25 protein-coding genes are annotated in these 21,579 nt (G+C 66.9%); 9 read left to right on the forward strand and 16 right to left on the reverse strand.

Going from position 1 to position 21,579, the window contains the following annotated elements; genetic code table 11:
• Positions 1-91: 91 nt before the first annotated feature.
• The 9 genes from AB8K43_RS03135 to AB8K43_RS03175 all read right to left on the reverse strand — a co-directional run bounded on the left by AB8K43_RS03135 (position 92) and on the right by AB8K43_RS03175 (position 6,785).
• Entirely contained in the window at positions 92-1,186 is a 1,095-nt protein-coding gene (locus AB8K43_RS03135; protein ID WP_370891396.1) for an NADH:ubiquinone reductase (Na(+)-transporting) subunit F, read from the reverse strand.
• A 101-nt stretch (positions 1,187-1,287) separates the two neighbouring features.
• Positions 1,288-1,617, reverse strand: a complete 330-nt coding sequence (locus tag AB8K43_RS03140) for a phenol hydroxylase subunit P4 (protein ID WP_370891398.1) — start codon at positions 1,615-1,617, stop codon at positions 1,288-1,290.
• A gap of 2 nt (positions 1,618-1,619) precedes the next feature.
• Positions 1,620-3,164: a YHS domain-containing protein gene (locus AB8K43_RS03145; RefSeq protein WP_370891400.1), complete on the reverse strand. Its 1,545-nt coding sequence runs from the start codon at positions 3,162-3,164 to the stop codon at positions 1,620-1,622.
• Between the two features lie 12 nt (positions 3,165-3,176).
• Positions 3,177-3,470: an MmoB/DmpM family protein gene (locus tag AB8K43_RS03150; protein ID WP_370891402.1), complete on the reverse strand. Its 294-nt coding sequence runs from the start codon at positions 3,468-3,470 to the stop codon at positions 3,177-3,179.
• 11 nt (positions 3,471-3,481) lie between these two features.
• Complete coding sequence (locus AB8K43_RS03155) at positions 3,482-4,477, reverse strand: hypothetical protein (RefSeq protein ID WP_370891404.1); 996 nt, start codon at positions 4,475-4,477, stop codon at positions 3,482-3,484.
• 26 nt (positions 4,478-4,503) lie between these two features.
• Positions 4,504-4,950, reverse strand: a complete 447-nt coding sequence (locus tag AB8K43_RS03160; protein WP_370891406.1) for a hypothetical protein — start codon at positions 4,948-4,950, stop codon at positions 4,504-4,506.
• Positions 4,947-5,384, reverse strand: a complete 438-nt coding sequence (locus AB8K43_RS03165; protein WP_370891408.1) for a heme-binding protein — start codon at positions 5,382-5,384, stop codon at positions 4,947-4,949. The genes AB8K43_RS03160 and AB8K43_RS03165 overlap by 4 nt, the downstream gene beginning before the upstream one ends.
• Before the next feature lie 93 nt (positions 5,385-5,477).
• Entirely contained in the window at positions 5,478-6,419 is a 942-nt protein-coding gene (locus AB8K43_RS03170) for a catechol 2,3-dioxygenase (RefSeq protein WP_370891410.1), read from the reverse strand.
• 3 nt (positions 6,420-6,422) lie between these two features.
• Positions 6,423-6,785, reverse strand: coding sequence for a 2Fe-2S iron-sulfur cluster-binding protein (locus AB8K43_RS03175; protein ID WP_370891412.1), 363 nt, complete (start codon positions 6,783-6,785; stop codon positions 6,423-6,425).
• Positions 6,786-6,983: 198 nt separating this feature from the next.
• On the opposite strand from AB8K43_RS03175, the gene AB8K43_RS03180 reads away from it, so the two are divergent.
• The gene (locus tag AB8K43_RS03180; RefSeq protein ID WP_370891414.1) at positions 6,984-7,223 is read left to right on the forward strand and encodes a hypothetical protein; all 240 of its coding nucleotides are present in this window, start codon (positions 6,984-6,986) and stop codon (positions 7,221-7,223) included.
• 34 nt (positions 7,224-7,257) lie between these two features.
• Here the strand turns inward: AB8K43_RS03180 and AB8K43_RS03185 are convergent, their stop codons facing one another.
• The 5 genes from AB8K43_RS03185 to dnaA form a co-directional block, all read right to left on the reverse strand.
• Entirely contained in the window at positions 7,258-7,833 is a 576-nt protein-coding gene (locus AB8K43_RS03185) for a DUF721 domain-containing protein (protein ID WP_370891416.1), read from the reverse strand.
• Positions 7,830-9,080: a DNA replication/repair protein RecF gene (gene recF, locus AB8K43_RS03190; RefSeq protein ID WP_370891418.1), complete on the reverse strand. Its 1,251-nt coding sequence runs from the start codon at positions 9,078-9,080 to the stop codon at positions 7,830-7,832. The genes AB8K43_RS03185 and recF overlap by 4 nt, the downstream gene beginning before the upstream one ends.
• Positions 9,081-9,083: 3 nt before the next feature.
• The gene (gene gnd, locus AB8K43_RS03195; RefSeq protein ID WP_370891419.1) at positions 9,084-10,058 is read right to left on the reverse strand and encodes a phosphogluconate dehydrogenase (NAD(+)-dependent, decarboxylating); all 975 of its coding nucleotides are present in this window, start codon (positions 10,056-10,058) and stop codon (positions 9,084-9,086) included.
• Positions 10,059-10,090: 32 nt separating this feature from the next.
• The gene (gene dnaN, locus AB8K43_RS03200) at positions 10,091-11,224 is read right to left on the reverse strand and encodes a DNA polymerase III subunit beta (RefSeq protein ID WP_370891421.1); all 1,134 of its coding nucleotides are present in this window, start codon (positions 11,222-11,224) and stop codon (positions 10,091-10,093) included.
• 684 nt (positions 11,225-11,908) lie between these two features.
• Positions 11,909-13,405: a chromosomal replication initiator protein DnaA gene (gene dnaA, locus AB8K43_RS03205; protein ID WP_370891423.1), complete on the reverse strand. Its 1,497-nt coding sequence runs from the start codon at positions 13,403-13,405 to the stop codon at positions 11,909-11,911.
• A 490-nt stretch (positions 13,406-13,895) separates the two neighbouring features.
• Here dnaA and rpmH point away from each other — a divergent pair, with 490 nt between their 5' ends.
• The 8 genes from rpmH to AB8K43_RS03245 all read left to right on the forward strand — a co-directional run bounded on the left by rpmH (position 13,896) and on the right by AB8K43_RS03245 (position 20,034).
• Entirely contained in the window at positions 13,896-14,033 is a 138-nt protein-coding gene (gene rpmH, locus AB8K43_RS03210) for a 50S ribosomal protein L34 (RefSeq protein WP_370891426.1), read from the forward strand.
• 15 nt (positions 14,034-14,048) lie between these two features.
• Entirely contained in the window at positions 14,049-14,396 is a 348-nt protein-coding gene (gene rnpA, locus AB8K43_RS03215) for a ribonuclease P protein component (RefSeq protein ID WP_370891428.1), read from the forward strand.
• Complete coding sequence (gene yidD, locus AB8K43_RS03220; protein WP_370891430.1) at positions 14,396-14,749, forward strand: membrane protein insertion efficiency factor YidD; 354 nt, start codon at positions 14,396-14,398, stop codon at positions 14,747-14,749. The genes rnpA and yidD overlap by 1 nt, the downstream gene beginning before the upstream one ends.
• Positions 14,746-15,738, forward strand: a complete 993-nt coding sequence (yidC, locus tag AB8K43_RS03225) for a membrane protein insertase YidC (protein ID WP_370891432.1) — start codon at positions 14,746-14,748, stop codon at positions 15,736-15,738. The genes yidD and yidC overlap by 4 nt, the downstream gene beginning before the upstream one ends.
• A gap of 116 nt (positions 15,739-15,854) precedes the next feature.
• Entirely contained in the window at positions 15,855-16,448 is a 594-nt protein-coding gene (locus AB8K43_RS03230; protein WP_370891434.1) for a protein jag, read from the forward strand.
• A gap of 282 nt (positions 16,449-16,730) precedes the next feature.
• Positions 16,731-17,399, forward strand: coding sequence for a 16S rRNA (guanine(527)-N(7))-methyltransferase RsmG (gene rsmG / locus AB8K43_RS03235; protein WP_370891436.1), 669 nt, complete (start codon positions 16,731-16,733; stop codon positions 17,397-17,399).
• A 389-nt stretch (positions 17,400-17,788) separates the two neighbouring features.
• Positions 17,789-19,018 carry a ParA family protein gene (locus AB8K43_RS03240; RefSeq protein ID WP_370891438.1) on the forward strand — a complete coding sequence of 410 codons (1,230 nt, stop codon included), beginning with the start codon at positions 17,789-17,791 and terminating at the stop codon, positions 19,016-19,018.
• Complete coding sequence (locus AB8K43_RS03245; RefSeq protein WP_370891440.1) at positions 19,015-20,034, forward strand: ParB/RepB/Spo0J family partition protein; 1,020 nt, start codon at positions 19,015-19,017, stop codon at positions 20,032-20,034. The genes AB8K43_RS03240 and AB8K43_RS03245 overlap by 4 nt, the downstream gene beginning before the upstream one ends.
• A gap of 120 nt (positions 20,035-20,154) precedes the next feature.
• On the opposite strand, the gene trxA is transcribed toward AB8K43_RS03245, so the two are convergent.
• Positions 20,155-20,478: a thioredoxin gene (gene trxA, locus AB8K43_RS03250; protein WP_370891442.1), complete on the reverse strand. Its 324-nt coding sequence runs from the start codon at positions 20,476-20,478 to the stop codon at positions 20,155-20,157.
• A 67-nt stretch (positions 20,479-20,545) separates the two neighbouring features.
• Positions 20,546-21,511: a thioredoxin-disulfide reductase gene (gene trxB / locus AB8K43_RS03255; RefSeq protein WP_370891444.1), complete on the reverse strand. Its 966-nt coding sequence runs from the start codon at positions 21,509-21,511 to the stop codon at positions 20,546-20,548.
• Positions 21,512-21,579: the final 68 nt, after the last annotated feature.

Here is a 21,579-nt window from a genome sequence, read left to right on the forward strand (position 1 = left end):
CGTCGCGGGAAACTCCCAACATCCCGCGGAACTCCACGAGAATCCCGGAACTTCCCGAGACTTCGGCGGCCGCGGTCCGAGCCGGCCCGGGTCAGCGCTTGATCAAGGGGGAGTTGAGGCCCCCGCCAGCCTTGTCGCCCTCGTTGAAGAAGTCTTCCCGGTAGATATCGCGGGGGAAGAGGCGCCGGGACATGAGCGTCTTCAGCGCCGCGTCGACCATGAGCGGCGGACCGCAAAGATAGCCCGCGCACCCGGTCAGGCGCTGATGGTCGGCAGCGATCACATCCGTCACCATCCCGTAGGCGTATGCGTCCGGATCATCGCCCGAGGCCGCCACCTGCTCGGCCGTCTCCTCCGACAGACACGGCCGGTAGGTGAGCTGCTCGTACTCCTCGGCCATCTCGCGGAACCACGCCACGTCATAGAGCCACTCCCGCGAGCGCGCCCCCGCGTAGACCGTGATCTCGCCGTCGTACTCCTCGTTTTCGAGGGCGTGGCGCACCATCGACTTCATCGGCGCCAGCCCCGTGCCACCGCCGACCATGATCGCGTGCCGGTCATCGCCGCACTTCAGCACGAAGCGCCCATACGGACCTGACAGCGCGACCAGGTCGCCGACCGCGAGGTCCTTAAAGACCCACCCGTCGGTACCTCGTCCGCCCGGCACGCGTCGGATGTGAAACTCGAGCATCCGCCCTTCGGTCGGCGGGTTCGCCATCGAATACGTCCGGTCGCACGCCGACTCACCATCACGTCCGGGAACGACAAACTTCATGTACTGACCGGCGTTAAAGCCCAGGTCGCGGTCGAGTTCGACGACGAGGCGCTTGGTATCGGCGGCGATGTCTTCGAGCACCGCCACCGTGCCCGTGTAGTCCTCCACCGGAAAGACCTCGAGGTCCTCGTCGACATCGATATCAGCCTCGATCGTGACGTCCGAGCGCGGACGAGCGCTGCAGGTCAGCAGCTTCTCCTCCCGCTCAAAATCCATCAGCGCAAACGAGCTCGCGTCACCGTGATCGACCTTGCCGTCGAGCAGATCGCACTTGCAGGTCGCGCAGGTGCCGTGGGTGCACGAGTGCGGCAGCCACACCCCGCTACGCAGGCAGGCATCGAGGATGCTCTGGTCCTCGTCGCATTCGATCTCGCGACCGACGGGCTCGACGGTGATCGTGTACTTGGCCATGACGTCCTTCTAAAAAAAGTAGGTGCGGCGATCAAGGTGGGGCACGCCGCGCAGGGGTCGCGGTCGTGCCCCACCGGTCGATCAGGCGAAGGGGGAAGGGGTTACGCCGCCAGGACCCTCATCCCGATGACCTCCTTGTGCCGGACGCCGAGCTCCTCGAGCGTCTGGTCATCCGAGGGCGTGATGACTTCTCCACGCAGCGTCCACTCGCGGCGGGCGTTCGGGTCGAAGTCGGGGTCCTCTTCGGCGTAGGGGACGACCAACTGGGAGTAGAAGTCGCCCCACGACATGGCCTTCGGCGCCCTAAAGCACGCCGAGGCGCAAAACCACGGGTTCTCTTTGAACCACACGTGGACGAGTTGGCCGTCTCCATAGAGTTCCTGACGCGAGCGCGACGGGAACGAGTACTCGCCGATGCTGTTGACGGCCATGATCAGCCCACCTCCGTGCCGAGCCGCTCGTGGTCGGCGTCGTCGTGCCATTGCTTCCAGTTGCGGTCATCGCGAGAGCCCGCGTGCTCGCCGTTGTCCCCGTCCTCGATCCCGTACCAATCGAGCACCTCGGGGACCGACGGTCCGCCGCAGACCCCTTGGTAGATCTGATGCACGGGCAGCCAGGCCTGGATGTACTTCTCCGGCTCGCGCTCGAAGATCCACTGACACCCGTTGGAGCAGGTCTGGAAGAGCTCGCCGTTGTACTCCGACTCCCGCTGACAGATCGTCGTCGGGTCGCCGGGCTCGGTGAAGGCCATCGGGATCTGGCAGACCTGGCAGAGCTGGGGCAGGCCGCGCACGAAGTGGCGACCGCCGGCTTCGATATTGGCCCGCTCCTTCTCCCACAGCGGCCGGTAGTACCGGTCGAAGGTGTCGGGATAGGTCTTGGAGAGCCAGTCCATGTGCTCGTCGCTCGGCACGCTCGTGGTGAAGGCCGCGGCGTGCGAGAACTGGTAGAGGATCCAGTACACCTGGTGGGAGAGGATCTCCTTCTCCGCGAGAGCATCCTCGACGTGGCGCGGGGGCGTGATGCCGTAGAACTCGAGGTCCTTAAAGAGCCCCTGCATCATCTGCTGCTCGAAGTAGAGCTCGAAGGCTTCCTTCCAGCTCATCACCTTGCGCGGCAGCATGTAGTCGAGCATCTGGGCAACGAGGCCGGTGACCCGATAACCGCGCCAGAACCACTTATCGATCCAGGCCTGCACGATCGGCACGTTGTCCTCGTCCTGCTCGAGGAGGAACTTGATCGCCTCGAGTCCCAGGGTCATGTGCCGCGACTCATCGGACTGCGCCGAGAAGCCGAAGGTCATCGTCGGCAGGTCGCCGTTGAAGGAGGCGCCGGACATGAAGGGGACGAAGAGGAGGTTCGTCAGCAGGTACTCGAAGGAGAACCCGATCGCGATCAGGAACTCGAAGGGGCCCGCCGCGAGCGCGTCGTCGAAGAAGGACTTCGGCACCGAGAGGTACCAGACGCGGTCGTGCATCTGCAGGTAGTTGTGGAAGCCGCTGTAGTACTTGTTGTAGTTCGACAGCGTGTGGACTTCGGTCTGGATATGCCGGATCTCGTCGATGCTCTGGCACAGCGCCGCAAACCGCGGACCAGGCCCGGCGAGATGCCGCGCGAGGTAGGCGAAGTTGCGGTGCGCCTGGTACTCCAGCGGCGCGACGCCCTGCAGGAAGAGCTTCATCGCGTTGAGGTACGACGCGTCGGTGAGCGTCAGGTGTCCCTGGCCTTGCGCGAAACCATCGAGCACGGCGTAGAGCCGCTTGTCCTTCTCGGCCTGGTACTTGCAGTAGGCGTCGACGGTGAGCCGGAAGGGGTCCTCCCAGGCGCTCCAATCGTGGATCTTGATCCCCTCGAACTCGAGGAAGGGGAACATCTCATCCTTGTCGACATAGCTCGGCTCCCAGTCGAGGTCGCGGGTAAGCGCCTCGTACTTGGCCTTCATCGACAGCTTGCGCGGCTTCTTCGGTGCGATCGTCATGTCGGTTTCCTCTTAGTGATTCCAGGCGATGACGATCTCGTCGTCATCCCACTCTTGGATGTGACCGAAGTAGGTCACGATGGCCATTTGGAACTCGTGGGTCTCCCACTCGCGGCCGAGGCGCTCTTCGACGGTGGCCTGGTTGATCACCAAGCGGGTCGGGCTCGTGATCCGGACGAGGCCGGGCATGTGCTGCACGGAGCAATCGGGGTTATCGGCCTCGATGGCCTCGACGACCGCGCGGTTCTGCTCGGATTCTTGGATGTCGACGCCGACCATCCGGCCGGTCTGCTGGGTTTCGGTCATGGCGATGTCCTTCAGCTAGCGGTGGTCGGTCGAAGGGCGGCGATCGCGATGTCGAGCGCCGGGCCGCTCTTGGCGTCGACGTGGGAGTCGATTGCGGCGACGAGCGGAGCGAGCGCCGTCGCGGCGGTATCGAGGGTGCGGTTCACGGTCTGGGCGAGCAGGGCGGCGTTGGCATCGCCGTGCTCGGGATCCTCGCGCCAGGCCTTGTAGAGGGCATCGAGCCAGCGGCGCTGATCCTTAAACCAGTCGCTCAAGTGGGCGGCGATCAGCGAGTAGGTCCCGGCGCCGGCGTCGATGGCGGCCTCATCGAGATGGCCGTAGAGCAGCCCGTAGAGCACCTGGTCCATCGTGTCGAGAGCGACGAGGGAGACCCCCCAATCGCGCTCGGTGATGGTCTCCTCGATGAACTTGCGCAGCCCCTGCATCGACTCGTCCTCGACCCAGATCGCCTTGGCGTTGGTGAGCACCGCGGTGGTCTGCTCGCCGAGCGCGATCCCGACGCGAGAGAGCTGCTGGGCGTTGCCGATCCGGTCGAAGCCGGCGTACGCCGCGCACTGCGTGATCGAGGTCCCGAAGCCGAAGCGCGCGACATCGACCGAGACCAGTTGGGCACCGGACTCGTAGTGACGGGTCGGCACGATGACCTCGGCGAGCACCTCACGCCACCCTGCTGGGAGGCGGCCGAGCAGCCCCCTCCCTTCGACATAGTCCAGCGTCGTCGAGAAGGCATCGGAGATCCCGGCGCGCGAGGTCACATAGGGCGCGTAGTAGTACTGGCGGGGGTCGAGGAAGGAGTAGGGGTCGGTGAGCTTGAAGGCGGAGAAGTCCTCGTCGTAGATCTCCTTGCTCGGATCCCACAGCGGCCGGAAGTGGAAGTTTTCCTTGGCCTGCACATCGACCGTGCCCTCTTCGTAGCGAGTGGCGGGCCGATCGCCGTAGCGCTTCACCAGGTGGTCGAAGGTCTTGCGCTGCGGCTCGATGACTTGGGTACGCAGTTCGTATTGCACGGCAGTTTTCTCCTTGGGTGCGCGGGTTAAGCGGTGCGCTGATGGGCGTGGTCGGATTCGACGATCAGCCGGATCAGCAGATCGGGCAGGGCATCGGCGCTGTCGAGTTCCTGCGGGAGTTCGCTCGCGAACCCGTCCCCGACGAGCCGCCCGTAGGCCATCCCGTCGGCGAAGACCGTCGAGACACGCACCGCACGCCCGCGGTGGGTGACGTTGAAGGCGAGCTCGCTTGGGTGCGTCTCGTCGTAGAGGTCCAAGGTGTCGTCACCTCGATGCCCGGAGACAAAGATCGCGTTGGCCTCGCACACGAGTTGCTCGGCGAGCGAGCGGATCGCGACATGGCGATCGGCGCCGGTGCTGGTCGCGATCTTTTGGCTGATCCGGGTGACCGGCATCGGCGCGAGCGTGTCGAGGTCGAGGGGCTCGTCGGGCACGCCGACGACCTCTGCGACGCGTTGCATGAAGGGGGTCATCGCTGCTCCTTGGTCGTCACGGCCGCCGCCCCGGCCGAGGCGACCTCCTTGTCCTGCTGGGCGCTTCCCCCCGAGACACCGACGGCGCCGATGAGGTCATCACCGACCCGGATCGGGACACCACCACCGAAGGCAGCGATGCCCGGGCGGTTGGCGATCCCTCGCACGACCGCGTCCTCGCCGGCGAGTCCGTCATAGAGGTCGTCGGTCGCGATCCCCTCGAAGCCGCACACCGTCGCGGCCTTATCGATCGCGATCGACCCGGAGTGCGCGAAGGCCCCGTCCATCCGGGCGAAGGCGAGCAGGGTTCCGGCGCCATCACAGACCGCGATGTTCAGGGCGAGGCCCAGGTCGGTGGCCTTGGCGAACGCGGCGTCGAGGGCCGCGCGCGCCCCGGCGTAGGTCAGGGTCGTGCTCGTGCGGACATGCATCATCGAACCTCCTAGCCGGCAGAGATCGGCGGGTGGGATGAGGGGGGTCACCACCCGGTGCCGGGGCAGGGGCCGGCCGGCACCGGGCGAGATCGATCAGGTGTAGACGGTGGTGAAGCGCTCGTTGAGTTCGCGAGCGTGGTAGAAGATGCCCTTGGCGATCTGGTCCGGCGTCCACTTCACGGTCGGCCGGTCGCGATAGGCGAGGTAGCCGCCGGCGAAGACCTCGTTGCGGTTCCCGGAGGGGTCGAAGAAGTAGATCGTCTGACCGCGGGTGATGCCGTGGCGGGTCGGGCCGATGTCGATCGGCACGTCGTCCATCGCGAAGAGGTCGCCGGCGCGGCCCACTTCGCTCCAGTCGCCGAGCTTGAAGGCGAAGTGGTGGAGCTTGCCCTGAGCATTGCCGGGTGGGCCCTCGAGAACCGCGAGCTGGTGGATCTGGTTGTTGCTCGTCATCCAGGTCGCGATGTAGTGCGCGTCGTCGTCGTTGAGATCGGTCTGGACGCGCTCGGTCGGGAAGAAGTCGAAGACATCGGTCAAGAAGCGCTCCATCGTGCGCACGTCCTCGGCGAGGACGAGGGCGTGGTCGAGGCCGGGGACACCGACACCGACCAGATGCCGCGGGAAGCACTCCGGGTTGTGGGTGCCGACCTCGGTCCCGATCAGGGTCTGCCCGTGGTAGACCTCGAAGACGTGATCGCTCGGGGTCGTAAAGCGAATCCCGTCGCTGACCTCGGGGTTCTCGCCGGCGCTCATCCGCTCGACGGTGACGCCGAAGGTCTGGGCCTTCTTCTCGACCTCATCGATGTCCTCGGGGCGCTCGACCTTCCAGCCGAACTTCGCCACGCCCACGCCGCCCTCTTCGAGCACGACCGAGTGGTGATCCCACTCGTCCCAGCCCTTGTAGAAGACCCGGCGGCCGGTCGCCGTCTCGTCGGTGTGCGTCTCGTACAGGCCCATCGTGTTGGCGTAGTGGTGCTTGGCCTCGGCGAGATCGGTGACCCGCGCGTGGACGTACCCCATCCGCATAATGCCCATGTCCTACTCCTTTGCCGTGCTGCTCGCCAGGGCGCGCGCACGCGCCGAGTCGTTGATCTGGCGAAGCAACGGGTTGATAAGACGCAGGGAGCCGTCCCGCATCTCGATGGTGATGTCGCTCTCCGGGACAGCCCGGCAGCTCAGGCAGGTGCCGTCGGTGCGCTCCTCCTCGGAGACCACCGATTCGGCAACCGGTCGGTTATAGGTGAAGTCGCCGTCGGTGACGTCGATCTTGCAGATCCCGCAGCCGCCGCGTCGGCAACCGACGGTGTAGGCGAAGCCGGCTTTGTACAGCCCCGCGAGCACGGTCTCGCCGGGGGCGAGGTAGATCTCCTCGCCGCTCGGCTGAATCGTCACCGTGGGCACGTGGGGCGCTCCCTTGCGCGTGATCTGGATCGGCACCGGCCGGGACCGGTGCCATCGGGCTCTTGCGATTGAGAGTGCTCCGCCCGGTACGCCCCACCTAGCCATGTTCCCCGTTGCGGAACATCGCCGGATCTGGCTGCGCGTGGCGCGTCCCGTGAGGTGAATGGACCCATGCGTCTGGCGTGAGAACATCGCCGCATGGGCCGCTATACCGTCAACGGGACGAGCTATGACTCGTGGGATGACGTGCCGCCGGCCGCCCGCGACGCCCTTCGCGCCGTCGGTGCTGGTCCCCGTGATGAAGGGGGTGCGCCTCCCCCTTCGTCATCGTCGGTCTCACCCCCTGCGAAGGGGGCGAACCGGTACCGCTATCTCGTCATCGCGCTGGTGGCGCTCATCGTCGCGCTCGCGCTGATCGCGGTGCTCGCGCTGACCTGAGCCCGCCCTTGCTCCTCACGATCGGCTCTTTTGCTCAGCCGTAAGTGTCGCGGGGGCCGCGGCCTTTGATCCGGCGCGGTCCCTTGGACCAGGTCGGCGCGCTCGGACCGTCGATTCGCAGCGTTTCGACGACATCGGGGCCGACCACCTGGGTGATCTGCTTCAGGATCTCCGAGCGCATGAGCCCCAGGTTGGTTGCCCAGGACGTCGAGTCCGCGCGCACCCGCAAGACTCCGGCCTCGAAGGAGACGGGTTGGCAGTGTTCAGCGACTTGAGGGCCGACGATGTCGGGCCAGCGCCCCATGACCGCACCGGCCGAGACATCCACACCCCAGCCGCGGTCGGTGACGAGCCGATCGACCTGGTCGCCGATCAGGGCGGGGTCGCGGGGAGCTCGTTTGCCGGGCTGACCCGGTGTGCGACGGGTTCTGCGCGGCGGTCGGCTGCCGGGACGCAGCCCGCGCTGAGCCGCGACCGCGCGCGCCCGGGTCAGGGCTGCCGAGGCGGCGTCATCGACCCGCTCGGCCAACTCGGCGTTGGCCTCCTCGGCCGCGTCGCCTTCGGTCGCCGCGTCGCCCGGCTCCGGGGCGCCGGGGTCGTCGGTGCTCATGGTTCGTCGGGTGCAGCGGGGACGGCGACCGGATCCTCGAGCGCTTCGCTCGACGGGGCCGACGACACCTCTCCGAGGCGGATATGGACGGTATCGCCGGTGAGACCCTCGGGGACGTCCTCGACGACGGCCGCGGTGATCAGGACCTGTTCGCAGTCAGCGATCATCACCGCGAGTCGCTCGCGACGCCCGCTGTCGAGTTCGGCGAAGACGTCGTCGAGGATCAGAACCGGGTCGTCACCGAGGTCGTGGCGCAGCAGTCGGTATGCGGCGAGGCGCAAACCCAGGGCGATCGACCACGACTCCCCGTGGCTGGCGTACCCCTTCGCCGGCATCTCACCGAGCCCGAGGATCACATCATCGCGGTGCGGGCCGACGAGGCTCACACCGCGCTCGATCTCCTGGCCGCGAACCCGCGCGAGCGACTCGAGGATCAGCTCGCGGATCTGCTCCGGCTCGGGGACCTCGCCGGCCGCGATCGCCGCGGCCGCCTCGTCGTGCAGGGAACTGCGGTAACGAGCGGTGACCTCCGAGGTGGCGTCGGCAACCTCGCGATAGGCCTGTTGCAGATGCGGCACGAGATCGCGCATCAGCCGCAAGCGCGCATAGATCAGTTGCGACCCGACGGTCGCGAGGTGCTCATCCCAGATGTCGAGGGTGCGCAGGGCGTCGGCGGCGGCCTCCGCCGGGTCGATCCCATCGGCACGGCGGCTCCCACGCCGCCCCTTACGCAGATAGGGCGCGGCCGACTTCAACAGGGCGCCGCGCTGCTTGAGGATCTTGTCGTAGTCACTACGGACCCCGGACCAGCGCGGTTGTCGCTGCACGAGGAGGTCATCGAGGAAACGCCGACGCTCGCCCGGATCCCCCTTCACCAGGGCCAAGTCCTCCGGAGCGAAGAGGACCGTGCGCAGGGTGCCGAGCACATCACGAGTGCGCGGAAGGGGAGAGCGGTTCAGTTTGGCGCGGTTCGCTCGACCGGGGGTGATCTCGAGTTCGACGAGCTGTTCGCGCCCTTCACGCACGACCGCGGCCCGCACCACCGCCCGCTGCGCACCGAACTTCACGAGCGGTTGGTCGGTCGCGACCCGGTGGCTCGATAGCGAGGCGACGTACCCGATCGCCTCGACCAGATTGGTCTTGCCCTGGCCATTGCGGCCGAGCAAGGTCGTGATCCCCGGGCGCAGCGCGAGGTCGGCGCCGGTATAACTGCGAAAGTCGGCGACGGTGAGGTGCCGGACGTGCAAGAGCTAGCTCTTCTTGCCGCTGCGCTTCTTGCCCTTGGCGGTGACCGCCTTCGCCGCGGCCTCACGCGAGGACTCGGCGCGCAACTCCTGGCCCTCGGCCGTCGTGAGCACGGCGTGACCGCCGAAACCGCCGCGCAGCGCGGCCACGGCCTGCATCGCGGGGCTCACTTCCTGCCGCGAGGCAAAGCGGGCGAAGAGGCTCGCGGTGATGACCGGCATCGGGACGGCATTGGCGATGCCCTCCTCGACGGTCCATCGCCCTTCGCCGGAGTCGGCGGCGTAGTCACTGACGTCATCGAGGTCCGGGTTCGCTTCGAGGGCGGCAACCATCAGGTCGAGCAGCCACGAGCGGACCACCGTCCCACGGCTCCACGCCTTGAAGGAGCCGGGCACATCGGTCACGATCCCCTTCTTCTCGAGCAGCTCGTAGCCCTCGGCATAGGCCTGCATCAGGCCGTACTCGATGCCGTTGTGGACCATCTTCACGTAGTGGCCGGCGCCGACCTTGCCAGCGTGGACGAAGCCCTCGTCGCGCGGGCCCTCGGGGCGCAGGGTGTCGAAGATCGGCATCGCGCGCGCGACATTCTTCTTCGTCCCGCCGACCATCAGGCCATAGCCGTTCTTCAGGCCCCAGATCCCGCCGGAGACACCGCAGTCGAGGTACTCGATGCCCTTGGCCTTCAGCAGCTCCGCGTTGATCTCGTCATCGCTAAAGCGGGAGTTGCCGCCGTCGATGACCAGGTCGCCGGGCTCGAGCCGGTTCGACAGATCCTCGATCACGCCGCGGGTGATCTCCCCGGCGGGGACCATGACCCACACGGTGCGCGGCGCCTCGAGGGCATCGATCATCTCCTGCACGGACGCGGCATCGGAGACCTCGCGGTTGCGGTCGTAGCCGACCACCTCGTGTCCCCCGAGGCGGAGGCGCTCGCGCATATTGCCGCCCATCTTCCCGAGGCCGATCAGACCGAGTTGCATGGTGACTCCTTGAACGAAGGGGGTGGACGTCCTCAGCCGGCCAGGCGGACGGGCTGCAGGACGTAGCGGTAGGTGGTGTCGATGTCGGCGTCGGCGCTCTCTTGCCCGGTGATCATGGCGGGCTTCAGCGGCGCGTTGAATGACATCCGGGTGAAGGTGGTGCCGAGCGCGCCCAGGCCGTCGAGGAGGTACCCCGGGTTGAAGGCGATCTCGATATCGGGTCCGTTGACGGTCGCGGCCACGGCCTCCGAGGCCTGGGCGTCATCGCCGGCACCGGCCTCGATCGCGACCTGACCCTCGGAGAAGCGCAGGCGCACGGGCGTGCTGCGCTCGGCGACGAGCGCGACGCGGCGCACCGCCTCGATGAGTTCGTGAGTGCTGATGACCGCCTCGGTTTCGCTGGAGGCCGGGAAGATCTTGGCGACCTTGGGGTACTCCCCATCGAGGAGGCGACTCGTCGTGCGGCGCTGGCCGGCTTCGAATCCGACCAGCCCTTCGCCACCGGCAGCTCCGGCGAGGGAGACCTCCACCGTGCCTGCAGCGCCGAGCGACTTCGCGGTCTCGGCGAGGGTACGTGCCGGGATCAAGGCCACGGCGCTCGTGTCCGGGACCACCGGCGACCAGGTGATCTCGCGCATCGCGAGGCGATACCGGTCGGTCGCGAGCAGGGTCATCGACTCCCCTTCGACCTCGACCCGCACGCCGGTGAGGATCGGCAGGGTGTCCCCGCGGTCGGCGGCGACGGCGACCTGGGCGACCGCCTGAGTAAAGACCGTGCCGTCCACCGAACCACTGCCCTCGGGCGACGTCGGCAGCGTCGGGTAGTCGTCGGCCGGCATCTGCAGCAGGGCGAAGCGCGAGCTGCCGCAGATCACCTGAACCTTCGCGCCCTCGGTCACCACATCGACCGGGCGGTTCGGCAGGTTGCGGGAGATATCCGCCAGGAGGCGGCCGAGGACCAGCACCGTCCCCGGCTCTTCGACATCGGCCGGGACCGTGATCCGACCCGAGACCTCGTAGTCGAAGGACGACAACGTCAGGGTCCCCTCGGCACCGGCCTCGATGAGCACCCCGGCGAGGACCGGGACTGGGGGGCGAGCGGGAAGGCCTCGGGCAACCCAGGTGACCGCTTCGGCCAAAACATCACGCTCGACGCGGAACTTCACGGTTGAACCTGCCCTTCATGGTGCGCGGCTGCACACCGCATGCTCGTTAGTCGTTCCCCCGTCACGCGCAGGGGTAAACCACATTAGCCGTAACCCCAGCACCGGCGTGCAGGGAGCGCGTTTTGCTTGCCGCGGGTCGATGTCCACCGTGGGGCCCAGCACCATGCTCGGGGCGTGGAGCTGACCTAGAGATAAGTCATCGTTGTCATCGGTCCGGTGGATTGTGTGGATATGACGTGTTTGGGCAGGTCAGACCTCAGCTGACGGTGTTGACGTAAGGGTGGGCGGCTGGGGACGAACGGGCCGGTTCGGGGGATCGAGATCTCTCCACCACAGGTATCCACCACGCTCAACGGAGGCATCCGACGCCGATCCCCACCGTTGCCCACCGGGCGCGGTCGTCGATCAGGGTCGTAACGGCTCGCCGGGGGACATGGTGCGCGATTTTTCGGTCGAGACGGCCTGGACCCGGGGTCAGGTGAGGCTGAACTACCCACAGTGTTGTCCACCGGGTGTGGACAGGTGGCCGTGACCGTCGCCGGGGTCGATCCCGTTGTGCGGCAGGACGATTCGTCGTCGTGTGGGTGCCGACGAAGGGCGCCTCGGGACCCCCTTCGCAGGGGTAGATATCCACGGGCAGGGCGTACTGTCCACAAATCTGTGGACAGCGGTGTGGAGAAGGGATCAGGTGGACTGTTGCTTGATCCGGTTCGTCAGCTCCGTGACCTGGTTATAGATCGCGCGACGCTCACCCATCAGTTCGCGGATTTTGCGCTCGGCGTGCATGACGGTCGTGTGATCGCGGCCGCCGAAGGCCCCACCGATCTTGGTGAGCGGCTCGTCGGTGAGCTCGCGGCAGAGGTACATGGCGATCTGGCGCCCGGTCACGAGGACCCGTGAGCGCGAGGGGCCCTGGAGGTCTTCGATGGTGAGCGAGAAGTAGTCGGCGGTCTGGGCCATGATCGTCGCCATCGTCGTTTGACCGGAGGTCTCGTTGGGGATCAGGTCCTTGAGGACGATTTGGGCGAGGCCCATGTCCACGGGCTGACGATTGAGGCTGGCGAAGGCGGTCACCCGGATCAGGGCACCTTCGAGCTCGCGGATATTGGTCGAGATCCGGCTGGCGATGAACTCCAGAACATCGTCGGGGACGGAGAGGTTCTCCTGGATCGCCTTTTTGCTGAGGATCGCGATGCGGGTCTCGAGGTCGGGTGGCTGGACGTCGGTGAGGAGCCCCCACTCGAAACGGCTGCGCATCCGCTCCTCGAAGCCGGAGAGCAACTTCGGTGGGACATCGGAGGTGATGACCACCTGCTTGTTGGCGTTGTGCAGCGTGTTGAAGGTGTGGAAAAACTCTTCCTGCGTTTGCATCTTGCCCGAGAGGAACTGGATGTCATCGATTAGCAGGACGTCGACATCGCGGTAACGGCGCTGGAAGTTCGCGGCCTTGTCATCGCGGATCGAGTTGATGAAGTCGTTGGTGAACTCCTCGGAGTTCACATAGCGCACCTTCACCTGGGGATAGAGATTGCGCGCGTAGTGCCCGATGGCGTGCAGCAGATGGGTCTTGCCGAGGCCGGATTCACCGTAGATGAACAGGGGGTTATATGCCTTGGCCGGCGCCTCGGCGACCGCGACGGCGGCGGCATTGGCGAAGCGATTGCTCGCGCCGACGACGAAGGTCTCGAAGATGTACTTCGGATTGAGCCGGGTGACCTCGACCCCTTCGGGGGCCTGCCGAACGGGCCTCGGGCCGGGGCGCGGCGCCACGTCGTCGTCATCGACCAATCCGTCATCGCGGCCGTCGAGCGGCAGGGTCGAGGTGAGCGGGCGAAGGGGGACCACCGTCGTATCCGGCACCTCCTCGGGCGAGGAGTCGGGCTCGGGCGCCCCGACGGGCTCGGGCTCACCGTCGGCGAGGGACGGGTCGACCGTCACAGCCAACCGGACGGAGCGCCCCACCTGGTCGGAGAGGGCCTGAGTGACTTGGACGCGCAGGCGCTGCTCGACGAACTGCTTGGTGAAATCGTCGGGGACCGCGATCAAGGCCGTGTCATCGAGCAATCCGACGACCCGAGCCAGGCTGAGGAAGGCGCGGCGCGCGATGGGGACGCCTTCGGCGTCGAGCGAGTCGAGCGTGGTCCGCCAGACCTCTGCAAAATCGACGTCGCCGTCACTCACGCTTGTCACGCCCCATCCCAGACAATCTGCACGTCGTCTCGTTCGTCCCTCGCGGGCGGTAGCGCCGAGGTCCGGTCGCGACCCTTGGCTAGCATCCATCCACACTGTTATCCACAGATGGGGACAGACGATGGTCAGCGCGGTGACGCTAACAACTGTGGCCGCCCAGGGCAAGCCCATCGGCGCAGATCTCGGAGCATCTCGGCGTGTCGCAGGGACATCTGCGAGGCCGCGTGGCAGGGTGTGGCTCTTTTTGGCCTTGGCGGCGGTTTGACCCTGCCGCGGCGTCTGCCGTACCGTCTACCTCTGGCCTATCGGCTGCCTTCGCATGCCCATGATCATCTCGCCTGCGCTTCGCAGGTGCGCGTGAGGTGGGTTTCCGATAGCGACCGACGGCGGTGGTGCTTCGCGTTCACGCGATCACCACTGGCACACCGACACCACCATGGACAACGGACGTTGTCCAAGACAGCACCTTCCGGAGAAGCTCATGAGCAAGCGCACCTTCCAGCCGAACAACCGCCGCCGGGCCAAGGTCCACGGCTTCCGCCTGCGGATGCGGACCCGCGCCGGCCGCGCGATCCTCGCGAACCGCCGGGCCAAGGGTCGCGCCAAGCTCTCCGCCTGACGGCGGCACGCGTTGTTGCCCGCGCCGCACCGCCTCAAGGAGCGCGCGGACTTTACTGCGGTCGTGCGCGCCCGGGGCGGATCTCGCCGCGGGTCGCGACTCATCGTCGTCCACGCTCACCACACCGACGCCCGAGCGGGCCTGCCGCCGCGCGTCGGTTTTGTGGTGTCCAAGGCCGTCGGTAACGCCGTGGTCCGCAACCGAGTCAAGCGCCGGTTGCGCGCTCAAGTCGCGCTCTTGATCGACGCCATTGGATCTGGGACCGATGTCGTCGTGCGGGCAAACCCCGCCTCGTCGACGGCGAGTTCCGACGCCCTTGCCGACGACCTACGCCGGCTCTTACCTCTGGGGCGGGCCGCCTGATGAGCGAACCCTTGCGCAATGAGGCGCACCGATCGGCCTGGGAGCGGATCGGTGCGGTGCTCGCGTGGCCGCTCATCGCCCTGGTCCGGCTCTACCAGGTGACGATCTCCCCCCTTCGCCCGCCGACCTGCCGCTTCTATCCGAGCTGTTCGGCGTACGCGCTCGCCTCGCTGCGACGATTTGGGCCGTTCCGCGGTAGCTACCTGATGGTGCATCGCCTTGGCCGATGTCATCCCTGGAATCCGGGCGGGATCGACCACGTGCCCGACACCTGGGACCAGCGCGGCGCCCCTGAACTGAGCCAGGTTCGCTTGGCCCCTACGCCTGATCCGAAGAGAAAGGCTCTCTCGTGAGCTTCAGCTCCATCATGTATCCCTTCGAGTGGCTCGTCGCCTGGATCATGTATCTCTGGCACGAGCTCTTCACCTGGATTGGCCTACCAGCGGCCAATGGGTGGACCTGGACCCTGTCGATCATCGGCCTGGTGATCGTGATGCGAGCGGCGCTGATCCCGCTCTTCGTCAAGCAGATCCACGCCTCGCGCAAGATGCAGCTGATCCAGCCCGAGCTGCAGAAGATCCAAAAGAAGTACAAGGGCAAAAACGATCCGGACTCGCGCCAGGCGATGACCCAAGAGACCATGGCGCTCTACAAGGACTCGGGGACCAACCCGCTGTCGTCGTGTCTGCCCATCCTGGTCCAGTCCCCCTTCTTCTTCGGCCTCTTCCGCGTCCTTAACTCGTTGGACGACATCGCCAATGGCAAGCCCGCGATCGGTCCGATCACCCAGGACATCGCGAGCCAGGCGGAGTCCTCGCAGATCTTCGGCGCGCAGCTCTCGGCCCAGTTCTGGGGCTCGAGCGACCTCAACGTCCAGATCGTCACGATCGTGCTCATCATCTTGATGTCGGCGACGACCTTCACGACGCAGTACCAACTGATGCGCAAGAACATGCCGGCCGCCGCGCTGGATAACCCCTTCGCCAAGCAGCAGAAGGTCCTGCTCTACCTCTTCCCGATCATCTTCGCCGTCTCCGGTATCCACTTCCCGATCGGTGTGCTGATCTACTGGTTCACGACCAATGTGTGGACTATGTGCCAGCAGTTCTACGTGATCCGCCGGATGCCGGCGCCGGGGTCCGCGGCCGAGAAGGCCATGCAGGAGCGCCGCCGCCGCCAGGGCAAGCCGGTCGACACCCCCGAAGAGCGCCGAGAGCGCGAGCACGATGCCGAGATGGCGGCCGAGCTCGAGGCCAAGGGGATCGCCACCACCGGCGGGCAACGGGTCCAACCCAAGAGCAAGAAGCGAGCCAAGAAGGGCGGCCGAGGGCCCGGGCGATAACCGCTGTTACGCCCCGACCCCCGTCCCCAGCTAGAAACCCCATGGATGGGCCGAGGCCGCCGCTTCAGGAATGGAGCACCAGGCCGTAGCGCCCGAGTCCGCCTCAAGGAGAACCAATGACCGAACAGCAGGCCGCCGCAGCGGTCGATGAGCAGGAACCCACCGCTTCGGCGGAGGTGCCGGAGCAGGCCGCCGCCGAGGAGGAGGCTGCGCGCCCACGCCGCCGCGAGGTGCGCCGCGAGCAGCTCGAACGCGAGGGCGAGGTGGCCGCCGATTTCCTGGAGACCTTGCTCGACATTTGTGACCTCGACGGTGACATCGACCTCGGTATCGACGGGGACCGCGCCGCCGTGTCGATCGTCGATTCGGAGGATGGGCGAGTTCCCCGCCGCCTCGTGGGCAAAGACGGCAAGGTGCTCGACGCCGTCCAGGAGCTCACCCGTCTTGCGGTACAAACCGCCACTGGCGATCGGAGCCGGCTGATGTTGGACATCGCCGGCTATCGCGCCGGCCGCAAGGCCGAGCTGATCGAGGTGGCCAAGGTGGCGATCGGGAAGGTCAAGGAGAGCGGCGAGGAGATGGCCCTCGACCCGATGAGCGCCTTCGAGCGCAAGGTCGTCCACGACGAGGTGCTCGCGGCCGGGCTGAGCTCGGAATCCAGTGGGAGCGAGCCCCGGCGGTACGTCGTGGTCCTGCCCGACCCCGCCTGACCCGCTCGGACCGATACGAAGTGAAGGCCCCCGCCGGTTAACCCGGCGGGGGCCTTCCGCTACTCCTGGCGGCCTCGAACCCGGACCGCGTCGGCGGGGAGTGTTTCACGTGAAACATCGACCTCTCGACCGTGCGCACCGGACCGGAAAGGTGGCGGATGACGGCGACGGGGGGCACTCAGCACCCCGACTTCTCGGCCGCGGCGCGCGGGTCATGGATGCCTCAGGCCCGCGGGCATCGCGAACTGGCCGGGGGCCGCACACCCGTGACACGCTGAGCCCATGGATCACCCCCCCGAGATTCCCGAGGCCGCCCTTCGCTTTTTTGGCGATCGCCGAGAGCTCGCCGAGCGCTTCGTGGCGCACCTGGCCGATACCGGCGTCTCGCACGGGCTGATCGGACCACGGGAAGTACCGATCCTGTGGGAGCGGCACGTACTGAACTGCGCCGTGATCGAGGACGCCTTCCCGTCTGATGAGCGGGTCATCGACGTGGGTTCGGGTGCTGGCCTCCCCGGCCTCGCGATAGCGATCGCCCGCCCGGACCTCACGGTCGACCTGGTCGAGCCGATGCAACGACGCACCGAGTGGCTTCAGATGGTGACCGACGACCTTGGGTTGGACCGCGTCACGGTGCATCGCGCCCGGGCCGAGGAGGTGCACGGTGTGCTGTCGGCCCCCTTCGTCACCGCCCGGGCCGTCGCCCGGATCGACAAGCTCGCCCGGTGGTGCTTCCCGCTCGTGAGCGATGGTGGGCAGTTGATCGCGATGAAGGGGCGAAGCGCTCCCGAGGAGTTGACCGCGGCGACTCCGGTGCTGCGACGGCTTGGGATGAGCGGTGCACGAATCAGCGAGCACGGCGGGGACGTCCTCGACGAGCCGACGCTGACGATGGACCTCACGGTCCAGCGCAAGCGCGCCTCCCGTGCCGGTCACCAGGGACGAAAATAGCCGGTTGTCCCGTCGGGCCGCGCGTCATGTTTCACGTGAAACATGAAACCCAGTGGGGTTGCGGTGCGGACGGCGGACCTGTCGACCCGGCATGTTTCACGTGAAACGGGGGAGAGGCGCCGACGCCCACGCTGCGAGTCGCCGGAGGGACCGGTCGTGTTTCACGTGGAACGGCACGTCACCAGGGCGGAGTTCTGCGGGGGCCGATGACGCCGCTCGCCGGCATGTTTCACGTGAAACAGTGACTGCGGTGCCAGGACGTTTCACGTGAAACGCCCCCGCGACGGCTACGCGCCCCCGGTCGTCGCGCCGTCCCTGGTTGGCGGGGTCGCGGTCGGTGAGGTTGACTAAGGCGTTCGCGATATCGGGTGGGAAAGAGGACGAAGGTCATGACGAGCGCAGAAACCAGCGCGGCCCGGCGGGTGGTTCCCGGCATGGGCTGGCCCGGACTTCCCGCCCGAGAGGACAGTGCACCCGTCGGTTGGGCCGGCACCCACGACTGCCGGGCCACCCCAGATACCGGCGCCCCGGATGCCGACGACGGTGGTGACGGGGCTGCCACCATCGCCGAGTCCGACGATGAGGATGCGGCCGATGCAGCGACCGACGAGGTCGACGAGTCCGCGCATGGCGAACCACCCGACCCCACACCCCGGACCCCCACGACAGGAGAGAGTGTCATCGACTCCGTAGCAGGAGAGGCGCTAGCCGACTCCCCGGTCCTTCAGGCCGTCACCGAGGATGCGCGCAAGCGCGCGCGACTGGCGAGCGCCGGTTTCCCTCGACCCGAGCACACGCGAGTGCTCACCGTCTCGAACCAGAAGGGCGGGGTCGGCAAGACGACGACCGCGGTCAATATCGCCGCCGCCCTCGCTAGTCGCGGGCTCAACGTGCTGGTGGTCGACACCGACCCTCAGGGCAACGCCAGCACCGCGTTGTCGATCGATCATCACGCCGATATCCCGAGCATCTATGACGTGTTGGTCGACGGCGTCGCGATGAGCGAGGTGGTCCAGCCCTGCCCCGACGTCGAGAACCTCTGGTGCGTCCCGGCGACGATCGACCTCGCTGGCGCCGAGATCGAGTTGGTCTCCCTCGTTGCGCGCGAAAGCCGGATGAACAAGGCGCTCACTACGCTGGCCAGCGACCGGGAGGCCGCGGGTCAAGAGCGCCTCGACTACGTGATCATCGACTGCCCACCGAGCCTGGGTTTGCTCACGGTGAACGCCTTTGTCGCAGCGACCGAGGTCTTGATCCCGATTCAGTGCGAGTACTACGCCCTGGAGGGGCTGTCGCAACTGCTGAAGAACATCGAGCTGATCAAGACGCACCTCAACCCCGCGCTGCATGTCTCGACGATCCTGCTCACCATGTACGACGGGCGCACCAATCTCTCGCAGCAGGTCGCGCAGGAGGTGCGCACCCACTTCCCGGACCAGGTGCTCGACGCCGTGGTGCCACGATCGGTGCGGATCTCGGAGGCACCGAGCCATGGGCAGACCGTGATCACCTACGACCCCGCGAGCACCGGCGCCTTGTCCTATCTCGAGGCCGCCGCCCAGATCGCCGATCGCGGCGTCGCCCACCCCCTTGACCCGCAAGCGAAGGACCCCGCATGAGTGAGAAGCGACGCGGCCTTGGCCGTGGCCTCGGCGCCCTGATCCCCGACCCGTCGACCGCCGGGACGAGCCGTCCGGTCGATGTGTTCTTCCGAGAGCGAGCCGGTGAAGGGGGAGAGAGTCACCTGCCAAATACGGCTGCCGGCAAGGCGGCCGAGGCGATCGAGCGCGCCGAACAGGACGCTCCCGCCCTCAGTCCAGTGCCGGGTGCGAGCTACGCCGAGATCCCACTCGATGCCATTCGACCCAATCCCCGTCAGCCGCGCTCGGTCTTCGACGAGGACGATATGGCCGAGCTCGTCCACTCGATCTCGACGATCGGGGTCTTGCAGCCCATCGTGGTGCGGCGCGTCGATCACGGTGACGATCCCGTCGCGTTCGAACTCATCATGGGTGAGCGTCGCTGGCGAGCGAGCCGCGAGGCCGGTAAAGACACGGTCCCGGCGATCGTCAAAGAGACCCACGACGATGTCATGCTCCGTGATGCGCTGCTCGAAAACCTCCACCGCAGCGAACTCAACCCGCTCGAGGAGGCGGCCGCCTATCAGCAGCTGCTCGAAGACTTCGGGTGCACCCAGGAGGAGCTCGCCAGCAGGATCGGCCGGAGTCGGCCGCAGATCTCCAACACGATCCGCCTCCTTCGCCTTCCTCCGCACGTCGCTCGACGGGTCGCGGCGGGGGTCCTCTCCGCAGGGCACGCCCGCGCCCTGCTCACTCTGAGCGACGGGGCGGAGATGGAGCGGCTGGCTCAGCGCATCGTCGCCGAGGGCCTGTCGGTCCGGAGCGTGGAGGAGATCGTCACGCTTGGGGTCGCTCCGGAAAAGGCGCAGCGTGCGAAGCCCCGTCCTGGCGCACGGCATCCGCAACTCGATGACATTGCCGCCAAGGTCAGTGACCATCTCGACACCCGCGCGCGCCTCACCCTCGGTCAGCGCAAGGGCAAGATGACGATCGAATTCGCCTCGGTCGACGACCTCAACCGGATCCTGGCCCAGATGGGGATCACCAACCTCTGAGTATGGCGAATCCCCTTCCCCTGCAACGCATTTGGAGATGACGAAGGCCCTGGGATCGAGATGATCCCAGGGCCTTCGTCGAACCGATCCGAACCGATCCGAGGGGACCGGCGCGGCGGCTCAGAGAACGTCGTCGATCTCGCGGATCAACTTCGGCTTCGGCAGGGCACCGACCAGGGTCTTGACGACCTCACCGTTCTTGACGAGGTAGATGGTCGGGATGCTCGTGATGCCGTAGCGGGCGGTGACCTCGGGGTTCTCGTCGGTGTTGAGCTTGACGATCTTTAGGCGGCCGTCATAGGTGTCGGCGAGCTCCTCAAGAACCGGCGCGATCGCCCGGCACGGGCCGCACCAGGGCGCCCAGAAGTCCACCAGGACCGGTAGGTCGCTGCCGAGGACATCGAGTTCGTAGCTGTTGTCGGTCGTGGCGGTGGTGCTGGCCATGAGTTCCTCTTTCTGCGCGTCTGGGGTGTGGTTGGTGATGCTAGGCGAAGGGGGTGACAGCGCGCCGTCAGCCCTGGTCGGCGGTGTCGGCGAGCCAGCGCTCGGCGTCAAGGGCGGCGGCGCAGCCCGAGCCGGCGGCGGTAATGGCCTGGCGGTAGGTGTGGTCGACGAGGTCACCGCAGGCGAAGACCCCGGGGACACCGGTCCAGGTGCTTCGCCCTTCGACCACGACGTAGCCCTCGTCGTCGAGCGGGACCTGGTCGCTGCCGTCGGGGCCGGTGCCCTTCAGCAGATCACTGCGCGGGTCGTGACCGATCGCGACGAAACAGCCGGAGACGGCGAGGTCGCGCTCCTCCCCGGTTGTGGTGTCGCGCAACGTGAGCCCGCTCAGCTTGGCGTCACCGTCGATCCCGGCAACCTCGCTGTTCCACGCGAAGCTGATCTTCGGGTCGTTCAGGGCACGTTCGGCCATGATCTTGGAGGCGCGCAGTTCGTCGCGGCGGTGGACCACGGTCACGGACCGGGCGAAGCGGGTGAGGAAGGTCGCCTCTTCCATCGCGGAGTCCCCACCACCGACGACGGCGATGTCCTGGTCCCGGAAGAAGAAGCCGTCGCAGGTCGCACACCACGAGACGCCGTGACCGGAGAGGCGCTTTTCGTCCTCGAGTCCGAGCTCACGGTAGGCCGAACCCATCGCGAGGATGACCGAGCGGGCGCTCCAGGTGGTGCCTTCGCTGTCGACGACGGTCTTGATCTCGCCGGTGAGGTCGACCTTGGTCACGTCGTCGGTGATGATTTCGGTCCCGAAACGCTCGGCCTGGGCGCGCATCCCCATCATCAGATCCGGACCCATGATGCCGTCGGTGAAGCCGGGGTAGTTCTCGACATCGGTGGTGTTCATCAGGGCGCCGCCAGCGGTCACCGAACCCTCGAAGAGCACGGGCGCCAGGTTGGCGCGAGCGGCGTAGACGGCGGCGGTGTAGCCCGCCGGGCCGGAGCCGATGATGATGACATTGCGGATGTCAGCGGTCATGGGTGATGTGCGTCCTCGTCTTGGGGTCTGCATGGCGTCGCGGCAGGCGCGACATGTCTATCGCTTGG

This window comes from Janibacter sp. GXQ6167, from assembly GCF_041365945.1.
In the GTDB taxonomy this organism is placed as follows: Bacteria; Actinomycetota; Actinomycetes; order Actinomycetales; family Dermatophilaceae; genus JBGFSK01.